General features: G+C 36.9%; 19 protein-coding genes and 2 pseudogenes. 10 read left to right on the forward strand and 11 right to left on the reverse strand.

Annotated elements, in window-relative coordinates:
* Nucleotides 1–249 precede the first annotated feature (249 nt).
* Nucleotides 250–1434 (reverse strand): lipid-A-disaccharide synthase-related protein, encoded by a 1185-nt coding sequence (locus VB691_RS15485; protein ID WP_323292411.1) that lies wholly within the window; start codon nt 1432–1434, stop codon nt 250–252.
* A 151-nt stretch (nt 1435–1585) separates the two neighbouring features.
* Here VB691_RS15485 and VB691_RS15490 point away from each other — a divergent pair, with 151 nt between their 5' ends.
* The 7 genes from VB691_RS15490 (at nt 1586) to VB691_RS15520 (ending at nt 9131) form a co-directional block, all read left to right on the forward strand.
* On the forward strand, nt 1586–4486 hold the full coding sequence (locus tag VB691_RS15490) for a glycerol-3-phosphate acyltransferase (protein ID WP_323292412.1): 2901 nt from the start codon (nt 1586–1588) through the stop codon (nt 4484–4486).
* A 27-nt stretch (nt 4487–4513) separates the two neighbouring features.
* Nucleotides 4514–6001 (forward strand): Ig-like domain-containing protein, encoded by a 1488-nt coding sequence (locus VB691_RS15495; RefSeq protein ID WP_323292413.1) that lies wholly within the window; start codon nt 4514–4516, stop codon nt 5999–6001.
* Nucleotides 6002–6078: 77 nt separating this feature from the next.
* On the forward strand, nt 6079–6276 hold the full coding sequence (locus tag VB691_RS15500; protein ID WP_323292509.1) for a hypothetical protein: 198 nt from the start codon (nt 6079–6081) through the stop codon (nt 6274–6276).
* A 10-nt stretch (nt 6277–6286) separates the two neighbouring features.
* Nucleotides 6287–7057: a cobalt-precorrin-6A reductase gene (locus tag VB691_RS15505; protein ID WP_323292414.1), complete on the forward strand. Its 771-nt coding sequence runs from the start codon at nt 6287–6289 to the stop codon at nt 7055–7057.
* A gap of 9 nt (nt 7058–7066) precedes the next feature.
* The gene (locus VB691_RS15510; RefSeq protein WP_323292415.1) at nt 7067–7351 is read left to right on the forward strand and encodes a DUF2470 domain-containing protein; all 285 of its coding nucleotides are present in this window, start codon (nt 7067–7069) and stop codon (nt 7349–7351) included.
* A gap of 161 nt (nt 7352–7512) precedes the next feature.
* The gene (locus tag VB691_RS15515) at nt 7513–7950 is read left to right on the forward strand and encodes a DUF29 domain-containing protein (protein ID WP_323292416.1); all 438 of its coding nucleotides are present in this window, start codon (nt 7513–7515) and stop codon (nt 7948–7950) included.
* A 35-nt stretch (nt 7951–7985) separates the two neighbouring features.
* Nucleotides 7986–9131 carry a quinone-dependent dihydroorotate dehydrogenase gene (locus VB691_RS15520; protein WP_323292417.1) on the forward strand — a complete coding sequence of 382 codons (1146 nt, stop codon included), beginning with the start codon at nt 7986–7988 and terminating at the stop codon, nt 9129–9131.
* Here VB691_RS15520 and VB691_RS15525 read toward each other — a convergent pair.
* A pseudogene (locus tag VB691_RS15525) lies at nt 9090–9317 on the reverse strand (DUF29 family protein); the annotation flags it as partial. The gene VB691_RS15520 and the pseudogene VB691_RS15525 sit on opposite strands and share 42 nt — an antisense overlap.
* A gap of 188 nt (nt 9318–9505) precedes the next feature.
* Nucleotides 9506–11524 carry a dynamin family protein gene (locus tag VB691_RS15530; RefSeq protein WP_323292418.1) on the reverse strand — a complete coding sequence of 673 codons (2019 nt, stop codon included), beginning with the start codon at nt 11522–11524 and terminating at the stop codon, nt 9506–9508.
* Nucleotides 11525–11672: 148 nt separating this feature from the next.
* On the opposite strand from VB691_RS15530, the gene VB691_RS15535 reads away from it, so the two are divergent.
* Entirely contained in the window at nt 11673–12965 is a 1293-nt protein-coding gene (locus VB691_RS15535) for a hypothetical protein (RefSeq protein ID WP_323292419.1), read from the forward strand.
* Nucleotides 12966–13015: 50 nt separating this feature from the next.
* Here VB691_RS15535 and VB691_RS15540 read toward each other — a convergent pair whose 3' ends face one another.
* The 8 genes and pseudogenes from VB691_RS15540 to VB691_RS15580 all read right to left on the reverse strand — a co-directional run bounded on the left by VB691_RS15540 (nt 13016) and on the right by VB691_RS15580 (nt 22233).
* Complete coding sequence (locus tag VB691_RS15540; protein WP_323292420.1) at nt 13016–13243, reverse strand: hypothetical protein; 228 nt, start codon at nt 13241–13243, stop codon at nt 13016–13018.
* 34 nt (nt 13244–13277) lie between these two features.
* Nucleotides 13278–13844 (reverse strand): glutathione S-transferase family protein, encoded by a 567-nt coding sequence (locus VB691_RS15545; RefSeq protein WP_323292421.1) that lies wholly within the window; start codon nt 13842–13844, stop codon nt 13278–13280.
* Nucleotides 13845–13883: 39 nt separating this feature from the next.
* A complete protein-coding gene (locus tag VB691_RS15550) occupies nt 13884–15962 on the reverse strand; it encodes an SPFH domain-containing protein (protein ID WP_323292422.1) in 2079 nt (692 codons plus the stop codon).
* Nucleotides 15963–16089: 127 nt separating this feature from the next.
* Nucleotides 16090–16764: a hypothetical protein gene (locus VB691_RS15555; RefSeq protein WP_323292423.1), complete on the reverse strand. Its 675-nt coding sequence runs from the start codon at nt 16762–16764 to the stop codon at nt 16090–16092.
* 122 nt (nt 16765–16886) lie between these two features.
* Nucleotides 16887–18851, reverse strand: a complete 1965-nt coding sequence (thiO, locus tag VB691_RS15560) for a glycine oxidase ThiO (protein WP_323292424.1) — start codon at nt 18849–18851, stop codon at nt 16887–16889.
* A 15-nt stretch (nt 18852–18866) separates the two neighbouring features.
* On the reverse strand, nt 18867–18998 hold the full coding sequence (locus tag VB691_RS15565; protein ID WP_323292425.1) for a hypothetical protein: 132 nt from the start codon (nt 18996–18998) through the stop codon (nt 18867–18869).
* A gap of 39 nt (nt 18999–19037) precedes the next feature.
* Nucleotides 19038–20305 (reverse strand): annotated as a pseudogene (locus VB691_RS15570) (COR domain-containing protein).
* 353 nt (nt 20306–20658) lie between these two features.
* The gene (locus VB691_RS15580) at nt 20659–22233 is read right to left on the reverse strand and encodes a photosystem II high light acclimation radical SAM protein (protein WP_323292427.1); all 1575 of its coding nucleotides are present in this window, start codon (nt 22231–22233) and stop codon (nt 20659–20661) included.
* Nucleotides 22234–22617: 384 nt separating this feature from the next.
* On the opposite strand from VB691_RS15580, the gene VB691_RS15585 reads away from it, so the two are divergent.
* Both VB691_RS15585 and VB691_RS15590 read left to right on the forward strand, forming a co-directional pair.
* On the forward strand, nt 22618–23001 hold the full coding sequence (locus tag VB691_RS15585) for a DUF1830 domain-containing protein (RefSeq protein WP_323292428.1): 384 nt from the start codon (nt 22618–22620) through the stop codon (nt 22999–23001).
* Between the two features lie 159 nt (nt 23002–23160).
* A complete protein-coding gene (locus VB691_RS15590) occupies nt 23161–23598 on the forward strand; it encodes a DUF4079 domain-containing protein (RefSeq protein ID WP_323292429.1) in 438 nt (145 codons plus the stop codon).
* Nucleotides 23599–23702: the final 104 nt, after the last annotated feature.

Below are 23702 nucleotides of genomic sequence, written 5' to 3' on the forward strand. Positions count from 1 at the left end.
CTTTAAAAACCCAGTCATCGAAGGATGAACGCACCATCAGGATCACAAGCGTTCCTGAACAGGGAACATCTGCCCTTAGCTTGGCGGCTTTTGGTTTAGTTAGTGCGGCTGTACTCAGACGCAAACGCAAATAATTCAAATTTTAACAGGACTTACGCAACTGTTTTGGTAGGGGCAATTCATGAATTGCCCCTACAGGTATACCGCTACGGGTCAGGCAAAAGTTAGGAGAAAAGAAAGGTTCAGCTTTTAAATAAACTTAGCGATCGCCTCAGCAATACCTTGAGATCCTCCTGGTTTTCCGACTCTTTCTTGACCATTTTTTACACAATTTTCTAAGTAATCATTGTCTCTTAAAATTTTTTGAATTGTTTGAGCAGCTTGGGTAAACATAGCAGGATTTTTATAACTGTTGCCAATAGTAGTTATAGAAGTGCCTAATAGTCGCATTTGGGCCTCAGCAAATTCGTAGGTAAATTGGGGGCCTTTTCCTGGTAATTGAATGACAGGTTTTCCTAAGCCTACTACTTGTTCAACGGCTGTTCCTGCCATGCCAATCGCTAAATTACATTGATAAATAATATCGGCAAAAGCATTATAATAACCTTGAATTATTATTATTTTATCTGTTAATTTTTTTGTGAATATTCCTGGAAATTGATAGTCCCATCCTTGTTTTTTTGCCAAATTTTCTAAGTCTAATTCTGTAATACTTTTTACCAAAGCAATCCGAAATTGAACCGTTTCTAAATCAGCTAATACTTCACAGACTTGTAATTGTAATTCTAAGTTATGAATAGCTTCAGGAACTCGACTACCTGGTAATAAAGCAATCATAGGAAGATCCGGGTTTAAATGTAAATCTTGACCGGTTGGAGTGAGAACATCCATAATAGGATAGCCCGCAAAAATTGCCTTTTTCATCCCTTGGTTTTGTAAGTCTTCGGCCGTAAAATTATCCCTGGTAAAGATAGCTAAACATCGGGGCGATCGCAAACCTAAACGAGTTAACCAGGGAAGTCGTAATTTTCCTTCATAAAAGCTAGAAGTAGACACCAAAAAAGCCACATAGGGACGACCAGAAATATAGGCCATGGTAATGGGAAAAATATCCCCAACAGCCACAATTAAATTATAATTAGAGCTAGACTTTAATAGGGTGCGAATTTGATAGATAGTCAGTCCAATTAACCCGGCACTTAAATCTTTTAATAACGTGAATATATTCATATAAAAAATGCCGCCAGATGGCAAATTTTGGGGTTGTCCAAGGATGGGAATATCTAAAGAATGGTAAGCGTTGCCTTCCCCAACCAAAGGCATTCCTGATACAATGATTTGAGGGGCAATTTTAACCAATGCCTGGAGAATGAGACTAGCATTTAGGTCTTCTCCATGCCCATTACTCATAAATAATACTGGTTTTTTGAGCATGATTGATATTGAGAAAAGCATTCTTTGTTAAGATAACATAAATTAGTTTAAAACTTGGCAATTAATGGCTAAAATTAAAGAAGATATCTTAAAGTTAAAATTTCTAGATTGATAAATAAAACATTCTATTATCTTAATTCCTAACTTCATTATGACATCAATTTGGGGTTCTCTAGTAATTTTTATCCTTTGTCCTCTCCTTGGGGGACTGCCTATTATTGAGTGGTTAACTTATATTTTTACTGGACAAAAATTGTCGCAACTAGGAACAGGAAATGTCTCAGTTTCTGCTGCTTTTTATCATGGGGGAACCTTTGTCGGAATTTTAGCGGCTTTATCAGAAGCAGGAAAAGGAATTATTGCTATTTTATTAGCCCGTTATTTTTTTCCCGTGCAACCAATATGGGAATTAATGGCATTAATTGCCCTAATTATGGGACGATATTGGATGGGAAAAGGTGCCGGAACTACTAATTTATTTTGGGGAATGATGGCTCATGATTGGCAAGCAACCTTTTTAACTGCCTTAATAGGTGGGGGCAGTTTTACTATTTTTCGTGATCGTAGCACAGGCCGTTTAGTGGCATTATTTTTATTAGCTTTTATCCTAACATTGAGACATCCTAATGATTCAGGATATATTGCCATGGCTTGGAGTTTATCAGGGTTAATGGCTTGGATTTTTGCTAAAATACCTGATGATTTAGATTTACCAGAAACCGGTGTCAAAACTTCTTCTAGAAAAATGTTTAAATTCTTCCGAGGCGAGAAAGCTATTGTTTCCTTAAATCATCAATTAGATGCAACCAAAGTCGGGCAAAAAGCAGCGACTTTATCCTATCTTAAGGGTTTAGGGTATCAAGTTCCTGATGGTTGGATCTTCCTTCCTGGTGATGATCCACAGCTTTTAATAGATTACCTTGATCCGAGTCCCATTCACCCTCTTGTGGTGCGATCTTCTGCTATTGGAGAAGATAGTGAAACTGCTTCAGCCGCAGGACAATATCTGACAATTTTAAATGTTACAAATCAAGCAGAATTACAAGCTGCTCTTTTAGATTGTTTAGCTTCTTATAATCATCCTCATGCCGTTAAATATCGTCGAGATCAAGGACAAAGCGATCAAGGTATGGCTGTCTTAATTCAAAACCAAGTTAAAGGAGTATTTTCTGGGGTTGCTTTTAGTCGAGATCCTGTTAATCCTCTTAGCAATTTTGTTGTTATAGAAGCCTTACCAGGAGAAGCCAATCAGGTTGTATCAGGAAAAATTACACCTGAACAATATCAAGTTGAAGTGTACCATAATAACGAAACTGATGCAATTAAAATCAATAATTTAGAATCTCAGGATACAAGAGATGTTCCACCGCAATTAATTGAAAAAGTAGCAATTTTAGCGAGAGATTTAGAAGCTTTATATCATGGAATTCCTCAAGATATAGAATGGAGTTATGATGGGCAACAACTATGGTTATTGCAAACGCGAACAATTACCAATTTACGACCAATTTGGACGCGAAAAATTGCCTCGGAAGTAATTCCAGGGGTAATTCATCCTCTAACTTGGTCAATTAATAAACCCTTAACTTGTGGGGTTTGGGGAGATATTTTTACTCTAGTTTTAGGCAAAAAAACTCAGGATTTAGACTTCAACGAAACAGCAACTTTACATTATCAACGAGCTTATTTTAACGCAACCCTATTAGGAGAGATTTTTCAACGAATGGGCCTACCTCCAGAAAGTTTAGAATTCCTCACTAGAGGGGCAAAAATGAGTAAACCATCTTTAATTTCTACTCTGATTAGTTTACCTGGTTTATTACGTTTATTGGGGAAAGAACGCAAGTTAGAAAAAGACTTTGAAAAGGACAATAAAAGCCTATTTAAGCCTCATCTCGATAAATTATATAATCAATCGCTGTCTGATTTGTCTCCCCAAGATTTATTAAAGCGAATTGAAAGCATTTTATTATTGCTAAAATCAGCAACTTATTATAGTATTTTAGCTCCCTTAAGTTTAGCTTTACGACAAAATTTATTAAAAGTTCCTCCTGAAACATTAGATAACAAAGGAACCCCAGAAATTGCCTCTTTACAAGCCTTAGAAAAGTTAGCTTTTCAGACGAAAGCTTTAATTAATGGTCGTATAATTGATAATTGTGATGCTTTATTTGAGGAACTTAATCATCATCCTCAAGGACAAAAAATTGTCAGAGAATTTAATGATATTTTAGCAAAATATGGTTATCTAAGTGATGTTGCTACGGATATTGCTGTTCCTTGTTGGCAAGATAATCCTCAAAATGTTAAACTATTATTTACTCAGTTAGTTTTAAAGGATAAACCTGTAGAAATCAACAACAAAAAAATTACAAAAAACTGGAACAATAAACAGGTGCAAAAAAGATTAAATCTCAAAGGAAAAGTCACAGAAATTTATTCTCAATTACTCGCTCAACTACGTTGGACTTTTCTCAGTTTAGCTGATTTCTTAATTAAACAAGGTATCATTTCACAAACTCAAGACATTTTTTACTTAACCTATGATGAGATTTTTAAAATTATTTCCCATCAAAATGTAGCCTTAGAGTCAAAGATTTCTGCTAAAATACAGCAACGAAAAGCAGAATTTAGCCAAAACCAAAACCTTGTCACAATTCCCTATATTGTCTATGGAAATATTACCCCAACTCTTAATCAATTTGAGCCTTCATTATCAATAATTAATCAACAAATAAAAGGAATTGGGGCCAGTTTTGGTCAAGCGGAAGGTTGGATTAAAATTTGTAGAAATTTCCAAACTTTGGCAGAAATTCCCCCAAATACAATCATTGTTGTTCCCTATGCTGATTCAGGATGGGGCCCCTTATTAGCCCGTGCTAGTGGTATCATAGCAGAAGTAGGCGGTTCTTTATCTCATGGGGCCATTGTGGCCAGAGAATATGGAATTCCAGCAATTATGGATGTTCACCATGCGACGGAATTATTAAGAGATGGCCAACGGGTACGAATTGATGGACAGCAAGGAATTATTGAACTTTTAGAAAGTTAATTGATTGGGAATCAAAGCGTTATAACTATGGAAAATAAACCGATAAAAAAAGCCTGGCACCAAAAATTAAAACAATTTGACTGGATAATATTAGGATGTATTCTTGTCCTTAGTTTAGTCTTGGGAGGTTTGTTAGTAAGGGGTGAACAAGTTCCTTTACAAGTGAGTTATTTTAGTTGGGAAGGTAAAAAAGTAGGGGTACAAGATAGAACCTTTAATATCAAATTTAATCGTCCCGTAAACCAGGATAGTGTTGAAAAGAATTTAATCATTGAACCCCCGCTTCCTGGACGAATTACCTGGCAAGGAAAAACCCTAATTTATACTTTAAATGATCCCCCAATTTACGGGACAAACTATCAACTTAAGCTGCAAAATGCTCAAAGAAGCTATGACGAAAACACCATAGAACCTTTTGTGAGTTTGTTTACTACCCGTGATCGAGTATTAGCCTATATTGGCATTGAAAAAGAAGAAAGAGGTCGCTTAATTCTGTATAATATTACTGATATTAATCAACCCAAAAAGACCATTTTAACGCCCCGTGATTTAGTGGTGACAAACTTTAAAATTTACCCTGATAGTGAGCAAATTATTTTTAGTGCGTTTGAACCTAGTCTTCGGACTCAAGGAATTGCAAAACAAGAACTTTATGCAGTAACCACTGGGTTTAATATTTCTCCCTCAATAAACCCTTCTCAAAGAGCAGGAAGACTTAAAAGAATTTTAGACGCAAACGATTATCAGAATCTCAGTTTTGACCTTTCAAAAAATGGTAAAACTATCATTGTTTGGCGGATTAACAATAAAAATCAGGCTGACTCTAGTTTATGGATAATTCCTGAAGAAGAAAAACCTAGATCCCTAGGAATTCCTGGATCAAATTTTGTCATTTCTCCTGATGGTAAACGTTTAGCTGTCGCACAACAAGGAGGAATCAGAATTGTTCCATTAGGATCTGATGCTGGTTCTTCTCAAATTTTACCAAACTATGAAAAAATCTTGGGATTTTCTCAAAATGGAGAAAAACTTTTACTGGTAAAAGATAATGTTGATTACACTCGTTCTTTAGTTTTGATAAATAAAAATGCAGAAAAACAAGAACTCTTGAGAACCCCTTATCCTATTATTGATTGTGAGTTTGAACCTAGGGAAAAACAAAATATTTATTGCTTGAAAACTGACCTAATACAAGGAGAAAATGGACAGTATCACGAAGAACCGTTTCTGTCAGTTGTTAACTTAAAAACTAAGACAGATTTGCCTTTATTAGCTTTACCAAATTATCGAGATGTTGTCTTGAGTATGTCCCCTGATGGAGTTGCCTTATTGTTCGATCAAGTAGTAACAACTGTCCCCCAATCTGAGTATGATTTATTAACATCTGAAAAGCAAGCGATCGCCGATGGACAACTCTGGTTACTTCCCCTACCTGAATTAGAAGGAGCGAAAAAATCGATTAAAATTCAACCCCAAGAATTGACCACAGGATTTAAACCTCAATGGCTACCCTAAAAAGTCAAGGGACAACAGGGAATATATAGGTTAAAATTGAGAAATAGTTGACTTAAGTAAACATCAAGAGGGTTAAGATCGTGAATTTAATCTCTATCATTATCTTAGGAATTTATTTGGTTGGCATCTGGAAATTTGTCTCAGGATATAACAACACTAATTTTAGTCGTCAATTACCGACAAAATTAATCTTAGCTTTGTTATGGCCAGCTTTATTAGTTATGAATCCATCCTATCGTCAAAACTTTACTAAAGCTTTAAAAGGACGGAATTGATTAAAGTTTAATGACAGAAAAATCAGGAAAAATTTGGTTAATTGGGGGGACAGGAGACAGCGTAAATATTGCATCTGCGATCGCCTCCCATCAATTTTCTTGCATTGTTACAGTCACCACCCTTACGGCCCAAAATCTTTACCCTATTATTCCCCAAATAACCGTCAAAGTTGGTAAATTAGAGGCAGCAGAAATCAAGCAATTATGCTATCAAGAAAGTATTCAGGGAATTATTGATGCTTCTCATCCTTTTGCCGTTAATATTTCTCAAAAAGTCCTGGAATTTTCTCAACAAGAATCTATTCCTTATTTACGTTATGAAAGACCTAGTTTAAATCCCAATCCTAATATTATTGAATTAGAGAGTTTTGAGGCTTTAATTAAAGGAAATTATCTGCTAAATAAACGGGTTTTACTAACTATTGGTTGTCAAGCTTTACATCTGTTTAAGCAATGGCATGATCAGGCTGTTTTATCTGCTCGTATTCTCCCTAAAATTGACTCCTTAGATATGGCATTAAAAGCGGGATTTAGTAACGATCGCTTGATTGCTTTACGTCCTCCTATTACCCTAGAATTAGAAAGAGCATTATGGCAACAGTGGGACATTAACTTAGTGGTAACAAAAGCATCAGGAAAACAGGGAGGAGAAGACATTAAAGCAAGAGTTGCTGAGGAATTAGGCATTCCTTTAATTGTGATTAAACGACCGAAATTAAATTATCCTCAACAAACAGAGCAATTATCTGATATTATTGAATTTTGTTATCAATATTGTTAGGAATCAATCATGTCTGAATCAATCACCCCTGCTATTAGCGATCGCATTTGTAAACACATGAATGAAGATCACACCGATGCCATTATTTTGTATGCTAAAGTCTTTGGAAATACCCCAGACACTGAAACAGCGAAAATGGACTCAATTGATCCTGAAGGAATGAATTTATCTGTAGAAATTAAGGGAGAAACGATTCCGGTTAGAGTGATATTTGATCATGTTTTAAAAGATGCAGAAGATGCTCATCATACTTTAATTGATATGATAAAAAAAGCACGGACTTCTAAAGGTTAGATATTATCTTAAAAATCATAGACTTGAACCCTAAAGAGTCAAGCTATACAAACAAAGCCTACCAAAACAGGCTTATAATTAAGCCGTTTAGACAGCCTTTGTTATTATAGAATCAGGCTTGAGCCTGTATATTGTACACAGGTATTAATTCTAGATGACTTATGAATATTATTTCTAATTTAAAAACCCTTTATGAAATTGATGATTCTCTCTGGTTAGAAGAAAACATCAAACTGTTGAAAACGAAACAATTTGATAAATTAGATTTGGAAAACTTGATCGAGGAGTTAGAGGATTTGGGGAGCGAAAAAAAACATAGATTAGAAAGTTTATTAGAGCAAGTTATTAGACATTTTCTTCTCTTAAACTACTGGGACTCAGAAAGGGCATATAATAAAGCTCATTGGGAATCAGAAATCGTTAATTTCCAAAACCAACTAGAAACTTACTTAAACACGAATCTTCGCCATTACTTACAACAAAATATATCGCGTATTTATGGAAAGACTTTGCGTTATGTTCGCAAAAAGACACAAGACACCGTTACTTTTCCCGATGAATGTCCCTACACATTAAATGATCTTCTTTCTGACTTCTAATATTGATTCCCCCCTCTAATCGATGTACTTACCTTATGTTTAACTTCGCTCAACCTCTTTATCCCTTAATTCTCGCTGCTGCTAAAAACAACCCAGAAAACGCCCATCAGCAACTTCTAAAAACCCTAAACTATCTTGATAGCAACCGTCACACTTTTTGGGGACAATGGGTACTCTCTCAGATGGAGAGTTCTTTCTGTTTCAATGATCCCCGTCTTCAACAAACATTATGGGGGTTAAACTTTAATAACCCCGTCGGGTTGGCCGCAGGATGTGATAAAGATGGAATCGCGGCTGGTATCTGGAGTCATTTAGGCTTTGGCTTTGCGGAAATTGGGGCTGTGACACTTCATTCTCAACCTGGAAACCCCCTACCTCGTTTATTTCGTTTACCCCTGGATAAAGCCGCTTTAAACCGATTAGGGGCGAATAATCAAGGGGCAGAAATTATCGCCCAAACTTTACAAAATACTTGGCAACGTCAACCCCGTCAAATTCCTATTGGCATTAATTTATGTAAGTCGAAAATTACGTCTTTGGAGGCAGCAGCAGAGGATTATGTGGGGAGTTTTTGTTATCTGGAAAACTGGGCAGATTATTTTGTGGTTAATGTGAGTTCTCCTAATACTCCTGGACTGCGATCGCTACAAGAAGGGGAACAATTAAACCTTATTTTAGACGCATTACAACAAGCTAATAAACAACATAAACCCCTATTTGTTAAGATTTCTCCTGACCTAACTTGGGAAGGGATTACCATCATTATTAACTTAGCTAAAACCTACAATTTGGCGGGGATTATTGCCACCAATACTACCATAAAACGGGAGGGTTTAAAGACAAAAATTCTCGAAAAAACAGGCAATCTAATTGATCAGGAAGCAGGGGGAATTAGTGGCCAACCTATTCGCCAACGTTCAACTGAGGTGATTCGATTTATTTATGAACAAACTCAAGGAAGATTACCAATTATTGGGGTTGGGGGAATTTTTAATGCTGACGATGCTTGGGAAAAAATTACCGCAGGAGCCAGTTTATTACAATTATATACAGGTTGGATTTATCAAGGGCCTTGGATGATTCCGCAAATTAATAAAGAGTTAATTACTAAGTTAGAAAAACACGGATTTTCCCAGATTTCAGAAGCCGTTGGCACTTCGGTTATTGATAAAAAAGTTTAGGTTAGATTCTAATCTTAAAAACCAATTTTTATCTAATAATTGCTCTAAAATATAGGGACATTCTTGAGGAAAATCTACAGAAAATCCCGTTTTTTCTTGAACATACTCTAAAGCATCTTGATAGATTACCGTTAATTCATTGCCTAAATAATTGTGTAGATTAGTGGTTAAGTATTTTCGTAATTTAGGAAGATTAGGAGAATCAATTAGTATTATTAAAGATGGCAAAGTTGTTACTTTAACGGCTGAACAAATCCCACCTTTAACAGAATATAGTCTTTAAGAATTCCTTGGATGATTTGTCGGGAATCTTGAACAGTTGCTTTCAGTTTGTTAAAGATGCTCATAGTTAGTTAATTGAATAAGTTGATAGATTAGAAATCATTTACAAGCTGCTCGATTTGCTTGCTAAATTGTTGTAGTTCTTGAGATTTTTGAGTAATCATAGTTTTGTTGGTTTGACGTTTTTCTATGGTTTCTTGATAGAGTTTTTCTTGTGCTTCTAACATATTTTCATAAAGAGATATGAATTCTGTGATAATGCTATCTGCTTTTTCCACTCGCTGATCAATAGTTGAGAACACTATCTCATCAAGTTTCTTTTTCATAGGGTCTAGGGATTTTCTAAAAGACTTCCACCCTTGCTCAAAAATTTTCTTTTTAAGTTTGATTTCTTTGTCCTTATCATGTTTTCTACTAAACCCGTCTATTCCAAAACCAGCAACCGATATAACTAAAAAGAAAGACCACACAGGCCATGCTAAAGGGGCTAATGCTAAATGTAAGAAACCCGCTACACAAGCACCTACTACATCAGCACCTATTTTTAATCCTCCAAAAATAAACTCTGTGTCAATTTGGCCAAGAGTTATATTCAGTTCGTTAGTTAGATTACTTTTTATCTGCTGATCTATTCCATCTATACCCGTTTTAATTTTGTCAAACTCTAGCTTTAAATGATGGTCTAGAATGAGACAATTCTCTTTAATAATAGGAATTAAATCGTTTTTTTCAAAATTAGTTATTTCACATTTTAAATCTTCAAAAAATTGCTGTTGATAATCTTTAATAACAGCTTTTTGATTCCAAAACATTGAATGTGAAGAATTCCAACGAATAACTTTATCAGTCAATCTATTTTTTAAGTTTTCTTTTCCCCAATTGTCTAAAGCTTCGTGAAGCTTCTCTTTGATTTGTTCGGAAGTTTCAGAAGCAAGTTTGTTGATTCGTCCGTCACAACCACTGACTTGACCTATTTGTTCTATCACTTTTTGCTTTTCAGCTTCATATATATTTAACTTGTTTTCAAAGTCTTGGTCTGTTTGTCCCAATTGTTTTATACTAACTTCAACTAAATTATGTATTTGATTAGGAACTTTCTGAAATTTTAGTAAACCCCTATCTTTAGCCAGGAAAGTCTCAAGAGACTGGGTAAAATATTGAAAATTATCTAAATGTTGGCTATCAGATTGTTCAATAATTGCCTTTAGAACTTTTTGAGCAGATAAAAAATGAATTCTGTTTTCACCAGCTATCAGAGCAGTTTCTCCCAAACAAATTCTTTCAATTCGTTCTTTAACGTCTTGACGTTCTTGTTCTTCTTCATCATCCAAAAGATCCCATTTATTAACCACAAGAAAAAGATTATGAGCAGGTTGCTTTGAATTTCCCCCATTGAGAGAGGTTTTTAATTCTTGAATAAGTTCTCGTTCTCCTTGCGTTAAAGGACGAGAAGCATCTGTTAAAAAAATAATAGCATCTATATCTTCAAGGAGTTGTTTCGTAACAGCAGTACGGTCAGGATGTTCATTTAAGCCTGGAGAATCAAGAAACGTTACTCCATTTTTACATAATTCTAAATTGGGATGCTCAAAAATAATTTCCTTAATTTGATTTTTCTTCAGTCCTTCGCTGGCACTATCTAAAGCGATATCTTTATCAATAGACGCTTTTTCTTGATACTGTTCTAAGGAAATATTTTCTTGTTTCCCATTCTTATATACACAGATAACTCGCTTTTGTTTGCCATATTTGAGAACACTGACAGTTCCACTACAAGGAATCGTTCTAACAGGTTGAATTTTTTCCCCTAATAAGGCATTTAATAAAGTTGATTTTCCTTGGCTAAAGTCCCCCACAACAGCTACTCTAAATGCGTCTGAATTTAGGAATTGACGAATTTTTTCTAAATCTTGAATCTGATCATGAGCAAGAACTCCCCCTTGATTACAGTCCATGAGAGTAAGAAGCATTTGATGACATAAAGATTCAATCTTTTGCCGATAAACTTGAAATTTTTCTAATTCTTTATAAACTACGTTCCCTTTTTTATCTAGAGCATTAGGTTTAGCTTGTGAAAAAAATGAAAAAATATCAACTAGCGTTTTATTCATGGGGATCTGTTTATCGAGTGGGTTTCTGACTCTAACATTCCCAGATGTCACTAAAAAATTAACAACATTCCCAAAAAATACGGATGAGTTAGCGAACCTAACCGATTAATCTGAAAAAAGATGTTCTTTACACCAGGAAAACGGCAAAATGTTGTTTCAGTTCTCTCCCCTCATTGAAGCAGGAATCGCAGCAGGTAAATATGCACCAGTCTTTTCTTCTGGGGTTCCCATTGGTCTTGCCAGAGATGCAGCCACAGGGCAGTTTGTTGGTCTTGCCCAAGGTTTTATAAACAGTGCAGGGATGGCAGCCAACCCCCTAACCGCCTCCCTACAAATCGTGACCAGTGGCGCACAAATGTATCAAACCCATAGAGGTTTTCAAGTCGTGCAACAAGGGCTTCAATCTATCCAAGCCAGTGTAGGAGTCTTGCAAGCTACTACCGCCGTCATTGGGGTAGGAGTGGCCGCAGGGGTTGCGCTTTCTGCTGTGAATCTCTATCACACCCTAAAATTAAGAAAAGCCGTAGAGAGACTGGAAATAAACGTAGAAAACGGTTTTATTGACTTAAAGCAAGCTTTGAAAGACCAAGGACGAGAAATTATTCAACTCATAGAAGAAGTCGCTCAAGATATTAAATTTGAACAACATCGTTTAATTTTAGTCAAAGCCTATGGTTTGTTTACAAAGGCAATAAATCGTTTGCGTTCAGCCCTTCAATTACAAGATATTAGCCGCAGAAATGCTGAAATCGATTCAGCACGAGGAATGTTATATGAAGCTCTAGCAGACTATACTAACCCCCAATTACTTGAGGAAATATCAGCCCCAGGAATCCTTCGCCGCGCCGAATGTGCTTGGGGTATTGAACAAACCATTATCTCAACTTACCAGATGCAAGGGGAGTTATCCGTTGTTAGCGATCGCCTAAAGTGTCTCCAAGGTAAGATCCGCCAAGATACGGTTAAAGTCGTTAAATCTTGTGAAACTGAAGACGAGCTTGATTTTCTGTTTCCTGAAATCAGCCGAATTCGTTATCATGATCTAGTTGTCATCGAGTCTTGGCAAACTCAAAATGATTGGATAAAGTCCCTCCCTTCTGAAGACCTAAAATTACTTCAAAGTGCTGATTTTAGCGAGACAGATGTTCCTCTTAGTAATAATCAAAAAGACATTCCACTTATCCCATCAGAACCTTTAGAACTTTCGCTTTATAAAGAGTTACAAGAAAAGTCTCATCCTGGTTCTCTACGAGATCAGTTATTCTTTATGATGGACTCTAATTTACGTCAAAACGCTGAATTATATATTAGTCAGCAAGCTAATTTATCGGCACATAAAACCTTAGCTTCATCCAATTTACAAATCGCTTCAGATTTAACCGTTGCTAATCTTTACTGGTATTTTAAATTAAGAGATGATTCAGAGGATATTTTAAAGTAGTAAAAGCCCTACAGAAAAGGTGTTATAAATCCGCCAAGAGACGGTTAAAGTTAGCGAGATTTATTTAATTCATGTTCTTTGTAAGCTTTAGCAGAAGCTTTTATCCAAGTGCTTGCAGCTATGACAAAGGGAACAAACATGACAAAAAACCCAGTGAATAAAGGATGTTGACGACCAAAAGGATTATTCATTAAAAAGGCAATAATTAAGCCACAATAAACTAATCCTACTAAGGGCAAACCAATAACTAATAGGGCAAATTTCGTATCTTTATCCACGGGAAACACTCCTCATTTTTTGTAAGAATATCGGTTAATTTGTGGGGTTTGGCTGTCCCATAACCTTTGCAAAGACTGGACGTTCCATCATCCTTTTTGCATATTCTGCCACAGCAGGATATTCATTAAAGTTCATTTTTAACATAAACTGAGCAAAGGTAAGAACTGAACCCACAGCAACATCAGCAACGGTGAATTCATCCCCAACTAAATAGGATTTATTGGCTAAAATTGTCTCTAAAGCTGATAATAATTTGGGAGTCTCCTTTTCTCGGTTTGCTTCCACAAATAAACCTGTTGCTAAGGAAGAATTACCAAACAATACCCATTGATAAAATACGCTTTTTTCCTCAACAGAAGTGGGTAATTTACCGTATTTTTCGGCCAAATAAAGTAAAATTGCCCCCGACTCCCACAGTGTAAAATCCCCGTCTACAATTGCTGGAACTTTGCCCATAGGATTAATGGCTAAAAATTCAGGTTGACGATGTTCTCCTGCTTGCATATCTAAGAGAACAAATTCATAGGGAACCCCTAATTCTTCCAAATACCATTGAACAATCGTTGCCCGTGAAATTTTACCACCATAAAGTTTTAACATGGATTGTTCTTCTCCTAATCAATTAAGGATTAATGACATCTACGTGGTTTTTTTCTGCTCAGGTTTTTGGGTTGCTAACTGAGTCAAAATTTGAGGATTTTCCTGTAAGAATTTTAACACACTATTTTGATCAATAGCAACATCCGAATCGAATCCTTTAACTAATTGTTGTCCCCAATTCATAACCGTTGGATTTTGTAAAAGTTTCGTTAAAATAGTCAAGCCACTGGTGGCCATTAATAGCTTAGTAGGGTCGCCATTTTCTCCGTTTTGAGTTCCGGCAAGAATAATAGGATTATTTCCCAATACCCCTGGTTGTGGTGCTAAAGCGGCCATAATTTCAGGTAACACTTTAATCAGTTTTTCTAGATTGTCTTCCGCAAGTTGTACAGTTAAAGCTTTGACAGAAATTGTATTTTGTGCTGCAATTTTTGCTTTTTCACCCTCTGCTTCTTTGAGAGATTTATCTAATTCTGCCGCCGCTTTAATTTGAATTGCTTCTGCAAGTTGTAAAGCGATACTCTTTTCGTTTTCTGCCATCAGTCTTTTTTGCTCTAATTCCCCTTTTTGAGCGATTAAAGCGGTTTCTTTCTGTTGTTCAGCTTTAATAAGGGCAATTTCTTTGTGAGTTTCTTCTTCAGCCCTTTGAATCGCGTCTTCCTGCTCTATTTTAGCCATAGAAACTGCTGTTTGCGATTCAATCAGATCTTTTTCAGCCACCGCTAATTCTTGATTCTTTTCTTTGATTCTAATCCCTTTAGCTATTTCTGCCGATTCGACTGTTTCTTTCTTTTGAATTTCAGCCACCTCTAATTCTTGATTCTTTTCTTTGATTCTAATCCCTTTCTCGATTTCTGCTGATTCGACAGCTTCTTTTTGTTGAATTTCAGCCACCTCTAATTCTTGATTTTTTTGCTTAATTCTAATGCCTTTCTCGATTTCTGCTGATTCGACAGCTTCTTTTTGTTGAATTTCAGCCACCTCTAATTCTTGATTTTTTTGTTTAATTCTAATGCCTTTATCAATTTCTGCCGATTCAAGAGCTTCTTTTTGTTGAATTTGTCGCTCTTGTATTTCTTGTGCAGAGGAGATCATTCCTTCTTTAATTTCTTGTTCTTTTTGCACTTTAATCAATTCTTGTGTAGCCCTTTCTGTTTGTCGGACTTCAAGAATTTGCCTTTCATTAGCAGTAGTCATTTGCTCAATTTGCAGACTATTTTCTAACTCTTTTTGCCTTAATTGCCGTTCGGCCGACAATTGTTTTTGGGTTTCTTGTAGTTTTAGTAAAGCAATTTCTGTTTTCGTTTCCTCTTGTACTTTTTCCAGTTCTTTTTTATTCTGTTGTACGATAGATTCTCGCGTAACAACTGCTTGAATATCTAAATAATTATCAGGATTATAATGATTAAGTTCATCAATGTTAGTAATGGCAATATTGAGTAATTGCAAGCCATAACGGGCCAAATCAGGTTCTATCTTAGATTTAAGATGATTTGTTACCATGTCCACGCTGCCTTGTAATTCCCCTAAATTCGCTTGAGAAGCAGCATCACGCAAATGGCCTTCCAGAATATCATTGACTCGTTTTTTGATGTCTTCTTCTTCTACTAAGATTTCTTTGTCCCCTTTTTTTCCACTTCCGAGCAACATGGCCGCGTTACGAATACTCTCTAAATCTGGGTTAACTCGTACCTGTAAACTGCCGTTAAATACTGCTTTGAGAAAATCTTTAGTTCTTAAGGGCTTTTCTACAGTATTACCCCGTACAACAGTAACCGTCACCTGATTAAGTGAAACAATGGTAATGGCTTCAAATCCAGGGAAAAAGAGGGTAGAACGAGTTATAACCTGTTTATCACGGGTGGGGCCTGAGATGACAAAAGCTTCATTGGTGTTACAAACCCGATAAAATCTAGTAAACATCAAGTAACTGATCATCAGCACCCCTAGGATGCTACCGCCAACAATTCCGACGGGTACAAGCCAAGCCCAATCGCTGTTAAGGGGGATTTGAGCGATATAGGGGGTTTCAACCGTAGAAGCCACCTCAATATAACTGGTTTGGGGTTGTTTGGGAGAGAATTTTCGGATTAAATTTAATTCTAGTTGTGGATTCATGGAATTATGACCTCAAATTATTGACAGCAATTCTTAACTTTATTGTTATAGTTCATTTATTGGTTTGTCAATTCATAAGTTCAGAAAATAAGTTCATATTATTCATAAAAGAAAAGAGAAAATTGATTTATATTAGGGGGTTATCCTTGATCGCTTTCATTTCATCGTAACTATCGGCTTTTACTACGGCATAGCGTCGAGGTGAAACTAAACCCAGAATGTAGACTTGATCTCCTACTTGAAAATGGCGATCGCTGGCATTTTCCCAAGGCAAACCATAAATTTGCACAGAATATTGCCCAACAGTATCATAAACATTAATCTCCATCAGTTCCTCTCCCAAGACAGAAAGAACTTTTCCTTTACAACCAATAAATCGCTCAGGAATCAGTTGTTCAGCAGTGGTATGGGTTTTTAATAAAGGTTTAAAGTGGGCAAAAATGCCGACTAGGAGTCTGGCCAACATTAACCCGACTCCTTTGATTATAAAGGATTCGGTCACATTAGGATACAAACCATATTGCCAATGCCACCATAAATTACCGCCCCAGCCGATCATCCCTATCATAAAGGGATAAATACCCAACAGAAAGAGTATGGGTGCTGATCCAACCCCGACCAAGGCTAATAATAGTCCAAAAACCGGAATTCTTAATAGGGGAACTGTAGTAGACTCCCCTTCCATCAAATCTGGTGCAAAACCCGTCAAGATGGCTAGGATCATTAACAGTAATCCTATAATTGCCATAATGATCAATCCTTGATTGGCCGGGGCTAAGAGATAACTCGCGGTTAAACTCATATCTTGCACCTATTTAAAATTGACAAGTTAACAGCAGTCTTTTGCTCTATTGTCAGGGTTCACTGCTTCATTTTGCAATTCATAAGTTCAGAAAATAAGTTCATATTCTTCACAAAATAAGTTCATACTACTGTTCCCGTTAAAGGGGAACTGGCGATCGCATATTCTTTAACGGGTATTCGTCCCCCTAAATAAGCGAGTCTTCCTGCTTCTGTAGCCATTCCCATCGCTTTAGCCATGATAACGGGATTTTGAGCTAAGGCGATCGCACTATTAATTAACACTGCATCCGCGCCCATTTCCATCGCTTGAGAGGCTTCACTAGGGGTTCCGATCCCCGCATCTACGACTACAGGAATCTTCGCTTCTTCGATAATAATAGCAATATTAGCCTGATTACGAATGCCTTGGCCCGAACCAATGGGAGAACCTAATGGCATCACCGTAGCACATCCTACATCTTCTAACCGCTTAGCCAATAGAGGATCAGCGTTAATATAAGGCAGTACAGCAAACCCTTCTTTAACCAACTGTTCAGCCGCTTCTAGGGTTCCTATGGGGTCAGGTAACAAATATTTATCATAAGGAATCACTTCTAGTTTGACAAAATTATTGTCTTCCTGGCCCAATAATTTAGCCATTTCTCGACCTAAACGGGCGACTCTGATGGCTTCTTCTGCGGTTTTACAGCCCGCAGTATTGGGCAACATCCAAATTTTACCCCAATCTAAAGCTTCTGCTAACCCTTCATGGCCGGGGGCGTTAGTTTGGACTCTCCTCACCGCAACCGTCACAATTTGACATCCACTGGCCACCACACTTTGCTGCATAATTGGGATGCTAGGATATTTACCTGTTCCTGTCATCAACCGCGAGTGAAATTTGCGCCCGGCAATGATTAATTCATCTACAGGGGAAAGCTGAGAAGTTCCGTTGTTGCCATTAATAGCTTGGGGAACTGCATAATGATTAAAAGTGGTCATAGATAGGGGTGGGGGAGAAGGTTTACTGTAGAAGCGATCGCCTTTAAAATTATCCAATAAGGGATCAGTTTTTTGGTTAATTACTAAATCAGCAATCATAGATGCTGTCACTGGGGCCAATAAAATACCGTTGCGATAATGTCCTGTGGCTAAAATTAAGTTATCACAACCATATTGACCTAAAATGGGCAATTCATCGGGAGTACCGGGCCGATAACCCCACCAAAATTCTTCGATGGGCCAGTCTGCTATTTTAGGATAAAGTCGGGTTGCTCGTTTAATCAGGGTTTCGATGCCTTGGGGGGTATTATGGGGAGTCCATCCCACATCTTCGGAGGTGGCCCCTATGATCAAACGTCCATTCTGTCGGGGGACTAAGTAGGTTTGTGGCCCGTATAATACCCTTTGTAGGGTATAGGGTTCATTTGGTTGTTGAGGCATCCTCACAGCTAACATTTGCCCTTTGATGGGACGCACGGGCAGGGGTAAAATTTGACTGGCCCAAGATCCACTAGCAATAATGTAGGTGTTACCTTCTAATTCTCCTTGGTTCGTTAAAATACTGGTAATTTTGCCCTGTTTTTGTTGTAGGGTATTTACAGTTACGCCATCTTTTATCTCAACCCCTAATTGTTGGGCTGCTTGACGTAGGGCCGGCATTACTTGGCGGTTGTCTACTTGTCCATCTTCAGGATACCACCAACCTCCTACCACATCATCCCCTAACCCTGGTTGATAGAGACGAATGGCGGTTTTATCTAACCATTGTCCCTTAGAATTGTTGCGTAATTCGACAGGGGGTAAGTCATAGACAGGGGCCAAGATACCACAAGGATTGTAACCGAGATCGAGTCCGGTGAGATCTTGCAGTTTCCGCACCCATTCAGGATATAACCAGCGAGACTTTAAACATAAGTCTAACAGTGGGCCAGAGGGTAATTCTTCCGCATAAGGGGCTAACATTCCTGCTGCTGCTACGGAGGCAGTTTGGGGGAAGTTTCGGTTACAAACAGTGACAGATGCGCCCCGCAGTTTTAAGTCTACTGCGATCGCCGTTCCAATGATGCCACCGCCTATGATGATAATATCGTTTGTTGCGTTCATGGTTTATCAGTAATTTCACCCCACTCTTACCTTAACTTGTTTGGGGTCTGGATTGGAAGGGATCACTGATGAAAATTTTAGTTTTGTTGTTTCTTCAGTCCAAGCAACAAAGTCGGTTTCATACAATTTTGCAAGGGTTTTAAGCATTAAAATTAAACTCCTTTATTGTCAGGTCAAGTTTATTGATTATTCACTTTCGGTAAATCCTTCTACAAAACCAACTGCTGCTTTATAGAATACATTATTTTCGCTGTAATGTTCTCCTACTTTAATTAATGCCGTTTTACCCCCATTTAACCATCGTTCCCTATCAAATACTGGTTTAATAACTTCCCATTTCTGCGGTTGATTTCTTTGAATTTCAGTAAATTCAGCTTGTATGATTTCTGTAGCTTCTGTTTCGTTAATGTTGGGATTTTCATGATTTAGCTTATTTAACATTTCTCTAATTTCATCGAGAGAATTTTTTATAGATGAGTCAGAAGTATAGTTATTCTGGTTTCCTTCAGCTTGATTTTTTTCATGATACTGAGTATTTCCATAAAAATTAAATGTACGTTGATCTGACATGGGATTTTCCTCTTTATTATCAAATGTAAATAAATCAGGTCGAACAATATCATTGACTAAACCCTGTACATTTACCATAGCATAACTATTGTTACATTTAATTGTGGGTTCTTTATCATCAATGTATTTATTAAGGATATTCCAAAGATAAAAATCAGGTGACTGACTCCCTTTACACTTTGAACAATTACAAGGGACTAATGTTTTATATTCGAGACGTTCATAAGACTTATGAATTTTATCTAATTCATGTCTCACTGTTGTTAATAAATCTCGTTTACGGTTTCCTGTGACTCTAATCCTAATTTCTCCTTTATGATAGCGATAAAGTTCAATAATTTCTGCCCTTGCACCATCTTTATTTAAAACAACTCCTGTTTTCCAAACACAAGTTTCATTTTCAATTATGGCATGGGTTTCCACAATAAAACGGGTTATAATACCTTTGGGCATAAATTCGTATTCATAACGCAAAAGCAGGTTATTTTCTTCATCCCAATTATACTCTGGTTGCTCTGTACTTAATAATTGTGGTGCAATATAATTTCCTGGTTGACTGGGAATTTCATAACATAACTTAAAGTTCATCATTAAGCGTAATAATTCTCCGTGCATGGTGATATATTTTTCTTCATTCCAGATATTTTTTAAATCATTGCGAGCAAATTTACCGAAGTTTTTTTAACAGTTTCATTATCTAATACTTTATAAACTGCATCTGTTCCCCAGGCAGTATTAAGAATGATTGTTTTTTTCAAAAGATCATCATTTTGAAAGTGGAGAAATACCCCTAAGTCAGGAAAATAACCACTTAATTGTAATTTATCTTCTAAACGTTTAAATCCCTGTTGTTGACAGATGTTTAAATATTCATCAAAATTCAATCACAGGGTAGGGACATAATATATTATGTCCCTACGATATTTCTTCAAAAAAGTATAAGGTAGGAAATGCAGATCAAATCAAAAGAATGATTAAAAGCCTCAAGTAAGATTTTAGTCATGTTAATCTACAATTAAAACCTAAAGAATATTTTTCACATAAGGATAGGCAAGTTATTAAAAGAGGGCGAATGCAATTCGCCCCTACAATAATATTATTTCCCCAATGGTAGGGGCGCATTGCGTGCGCCCCTACCATTGGGGAACATCTCATTGCGTCTCGCGGTCAAGTTTATTAATGATTTATGATGAAAAAAAATTACCTAGTTGTAGGGTGGGCATTGCCCACCGACAGATTATGCTAAAGCTAACTGTTTTTTCTTGTCTTCAATAGGTGCAGATAAAGCATCTTCTAAGTCTGCTTTTCCTAATCTTTGTTCTAGGATTTTCATCACTTCTCGTCCAAAATCATTGGGGTTTTGTTGCCATGCTTGTAAGCAAACTTCCCCAAAAAATGATCCCAAGGGTTCAGGGTTCCATAATAGTTTTTTCGCTGTCCAAGGCATTATACTCATGGGGTTATATCCTGGTTTAAGGATATTATGTTCAAAAGCATATTGCTCTAAATGGGTATGAGGTTGTAACCCAATGAAAAAGATGGCGGGTTCAACTTTATCTACTCCAAAAATTTTCTCTAATTCTCGATGATAAGTAATCGTTTGACGAATGGTGTCAAAGGTTTCATCAATGACATTAAAGGAATAATTGACGGAGACTAAATCATTAAACCCTGCCGCTTTTAAGTCCCGACAATTTTGTAAAACAGTGCGTAAATTGTAACCCATTCTCATTTTACGGACTAATTCTTGTGAGCCGCTAGTAATACCAATCTCAAAATAATTCATCCCCGTTTTTGCCATCAAATCACACAATTTTGGGTTTAAATTATCGGCCCGAATATAAGCAGCCCAATGAACATCTGTCATGCCAGACTCAAGGATTTTTTCTAATAATTCCTCCGCATCTTTCATATAGAGACGGGCAGGAATAAATTGAGCATCCGTAAACCAAAAATTACGAATTCCTCGGTCATAAAGTTGCTGCATTTCCTTAACAACTTCATCAGCAGGGTTAATCCTAACTTGTTTCCCCTCAACAACAGTATAAACACAATAACAACAATTATGAGGACAACCGCGTTTAGTTTGTACCCCAATATAAAAATCATTTTCTTGGAAATAATAACTAAATTCCGGCCAAATGGTTTCGATATAATCGTAGTTACAAGCCGTCTTTTCTAAAGGGGTTGGGGCTTCATGAATTAGCCGATTACGAGGTTCATTTTCCCCGACAACATAACATCTTTCATTAGAAAAATCTTGATCCCGCAAGAATTTCTCTAGTAAAGTTTCTCCCTCTCCTACTGATACAATAGTCCCTGAAGGTAGCTGAGTTTTTAACTGTTCATAAAACACACTCACAGCCCCACCACCAACCACTAAACGGGCCTCTGGATGATATTTTTTCGCCCTAGTTAAACCCCGACGAATTAGCCCTAAATTACGCCACAACTCACTATAATAGGCTGTTGTTACCTTTAACCCCCCTAACGCCCCTCTGAGACGAATTAAGGGGTTATGGGCGTAATAAAATTCAAAGGCATTTTGTAAGGGGTTGCCTCCCCGTCCCCCCACTGGGGCATAAATTTGAATATCTCGCCAAGAAAAAACGAGTAAGGTGGGCTTAAACTCATCAATACAATTATCTAAAGCTTTTTTGAAGTCTAAGGGGGGAACTGCCCCCAAATCAAAGATTTTCTGTTCAATATCGGGAAATAACTTATGAACATGATCCGAGAGATAAACAACACCAATGGGGAAAATGGGGTTACAGGGAAGGCGGCAGTAGAGAATGCGCTGTGCTGTGGTCATGGTTGTCTTAAAAGTGTGATGGGCCAGATGGTCTTCTCAACAGGCGATCGCTTTTAGCTCTGTTACAATCCTATTGAGCGATCCCCGCTTTGGTAAACTTATTTTTCGCCTCTCAGTTACCAGAGGATTTGTAATATATCTTAACTTTAACGATATTTTAACGGACTAGCAAGGGAATAACTGGACACTGACGGGCTTGCTAGGCATTTTCGGGTAAACTTTTTTATTATTTGATTTTCTGCACATTATACAATACTACTGCAGTAGTATGCCATATTTTGCAAGAAAAATATTGAATGTAATATTGATTACAACTAACGGGGATCACGGAGTGTTAGTGTAAAGAGGAAATGAACAATCAGAACTCACATTGCCTCAATTACTATGGCTCAGATCCTTGATCCCATTCCAACTGGGCAAAGGAACTCACTCCTTTGCTGTTATGTAAACGCAACGAATCAGATTCAAGTTGTTCGGATTACCAATCTTCCTAAGTGGTATTTTGAGCGTGTTGTTTTTCCTGGACAACGGCTTGTGTTTGAAACTTTACCGAAAGCACAATTAGAAATTCATACGGGAATGATGGCGAGTGCTATTCTTTCCGATACTATTCCTTGTGAACGCCTTTGTATAAACGATAGGGGTGAGGAAGAAATGGAAGAAGAAATGATTACCGTTCCTGTCCCCACTGATAAAAAACAAACCTTACAACCGAGTGACACATTCACTCATTACAAAGTTTCTACTTTAAAAGCTGCATTAGTTTAGAAAGTCGCATAACGACAATCAATAATTGACAAAATCTAGCTGAGGTTGCCCCATAAGGGGCAATTTTTTTTGGCAAGGTAATTAAGAGGCAACACTTGGACTTACTTTGACTTCGCTAACATACAATAAGATTAATACATCATTTTGCGACTATTAACTATGAATTTACCTTCTTTTTTATGGCTTTGGAAAATTGCAGCTTGGTCAATGGGTTTATCTTTATTTGCATACTTTTTATTAGGAATATCGGGAGGATGGATGTTTTATCAGCGAAATACTCAAGCTTCTCCTCCTTTGTGGTTGCGCCCTGTTCATTATATAATTGGGGCTATTCTGGTTATGTTAGTGTTATTATTATTAGTAATTGGCTTAGTTGGGACATTAGGCCATTATGGTAGTTTAGGCCATTCTTATCATTTAATTGCTGGCTTAGTAACCGTTATTTTAGTCTTAATTTCTGCTACAGCAGCCACCCAAATTAGTCCAGAACGTCCTAGAATGAGGATGCTACATATTGGCACTAATATTATTTTATTTATCAGCTTTGCTTTAGTTAGTTTATCAGGTTGGTCTGTGGTTCAGAAATATTTACCTTAAAGTTGAAGGTTAAGACTGTTATAAATATTAATTAATAAAAGTTTGAGGTAAGTTAAACTGTTTTAAAATTTCGGTTCTACCGAACTTATTATGTAAATTCTTAA

Source organism: Crocosphaera sp. XPORK-15E (genome assembly GCF_034931425.1).
Classification (GTDB): domain Bacteria; phylum Cyanobacteriota; class Cyanobacteriia; order Cyanobacteriales; family Microcystaceae; genus UHCC-0190.

What these genes read in the sequence shown, in the direction of transcription:
- VB691_RS15485 (WP_323292411.1), bottom strand. Translation starts at nt 1,434, where the DNA reads ATGCTCAAAAAACCAGTATTATTTATGAGTAATGGGCATGGAGAAGAC.
- VB691_RS15490 (WP_323292412.1), top strand. Translation starts at nt 1,586, where the DNA reads ATGACATCAATTTGGGGTTCTCTAGTAATTTTTATCCTTTGTCCTCTC.
- VB691_RS15495 (WP_323292413.1), top strand. Translation starts at nt 4,514, where the DNA reads ATGGAAAATAAACCGATAAAAAAAGCCTGGCACCAAAAATTAAAACAA.
- VB691_RS15505 (WP_323292414.1), top strand. Translation starts at nt 6,287, where the DNA reads ATGACAGAAAAATCAGGAAAAATTTGGTTAATTGGGGGGACAGGAGAC.
- VB691_RS15510 (WP_323292415.1), top strand. Translation starts at nt 7,067, where the DNA reads ATGTCTGAATCAATCACCCCTGCTATTAGCGATCGCATTTGTAAACAC.
- VB691_RS15515 (WP_323292416.1), top strand. Translation starts at nt 7,513, where the DNA reads ATGAATATTATTTCTAATTTAAAAACCCTTTATGAAATTGATGATTCT.
- VB691_RS15520 (WP_323292417.1), top strand. Translation starts at nt 7,986, where the DNA reads ATGTTTAACTTCGCTCAACCTCTTTATCCCTTAATTCTCGCTGCTGCT.
- VB691_RS15530 (WP_323292418.1), bottom strand. Translation starts at nt 11,524, where the DNA reads ATGAATAAAACGCTAGTTGATATTTTTTCATTTTTTTCACAAGCTAAA.
- VB691_RS15535 (WP_323292419.1), top strand. Translation starts at nt 11,673, where the DNA reads ATGTTGTTTCAGTTCTCTCCCCTCATTGAAGCAGGAATCGCAGCAGGT.
- VB691_RS15545 (WP_323292421.1), bottom strand. Translation starts at nt 13,844, where the DNA reads ATGTTAAAACTTTATGGTGGTAAAATTTCACGGGCAACGATTGTTCAA.
- VB691_RS15550 (WP_323292422.1), bottom strand. Translation starts at nt 15,962, where the DNA reads ATGAATCCACAACTAGAATTAAATTTAATCCGAAAATTCTCTCCCAAA.
- VB691_RS15555 (WP_323292423.1), bottom strand. Translation starts at nt 16,764, where the DNA reads ATGAGTTTAACCGCGAGTTATCTCTTAGCCCCGGCCAATCAAGGATTG.
- thiO (WP_323292424.1), bottom strand. Translation starts at nt 18,851, where the DNA reads ATGAACGCAACAAACGATATTATCATCATAGGCGGTGGCATCATTGGA.
- VB691_RS15565 (WP_323292425.1), bottom strand. Translation starts at nt 18,998, where the DNA reads ATGCTTAAAACCCTTGCAAAATTGTATGAAACCGACTTTGTTGCTTGG.
- VB691_RS15580 (WP_323292427.1), bottom strand. Translation starts at nt 22,233, where the DNA reads ATGACCACAGCACAGCGCATTCTCTACTGCCGCCTTCCCTGTAACCCC.
- VB691_RS15585 (WP_323292428.1), top strand. Translation starts at nt 22,618, where the DNA reads ATGGCTCAGATCCTTGATCCCATTCCAACTGGGCAAAGGAACTCACTC.
- VB691_RS15590 (WP_323292429.1), top strand. Translation starts at nt 23,161, where the DNA reads ATGAATTTACCTTCTTTTTTATGGCTTTGGAAAATTGCAGCTTGGTCA.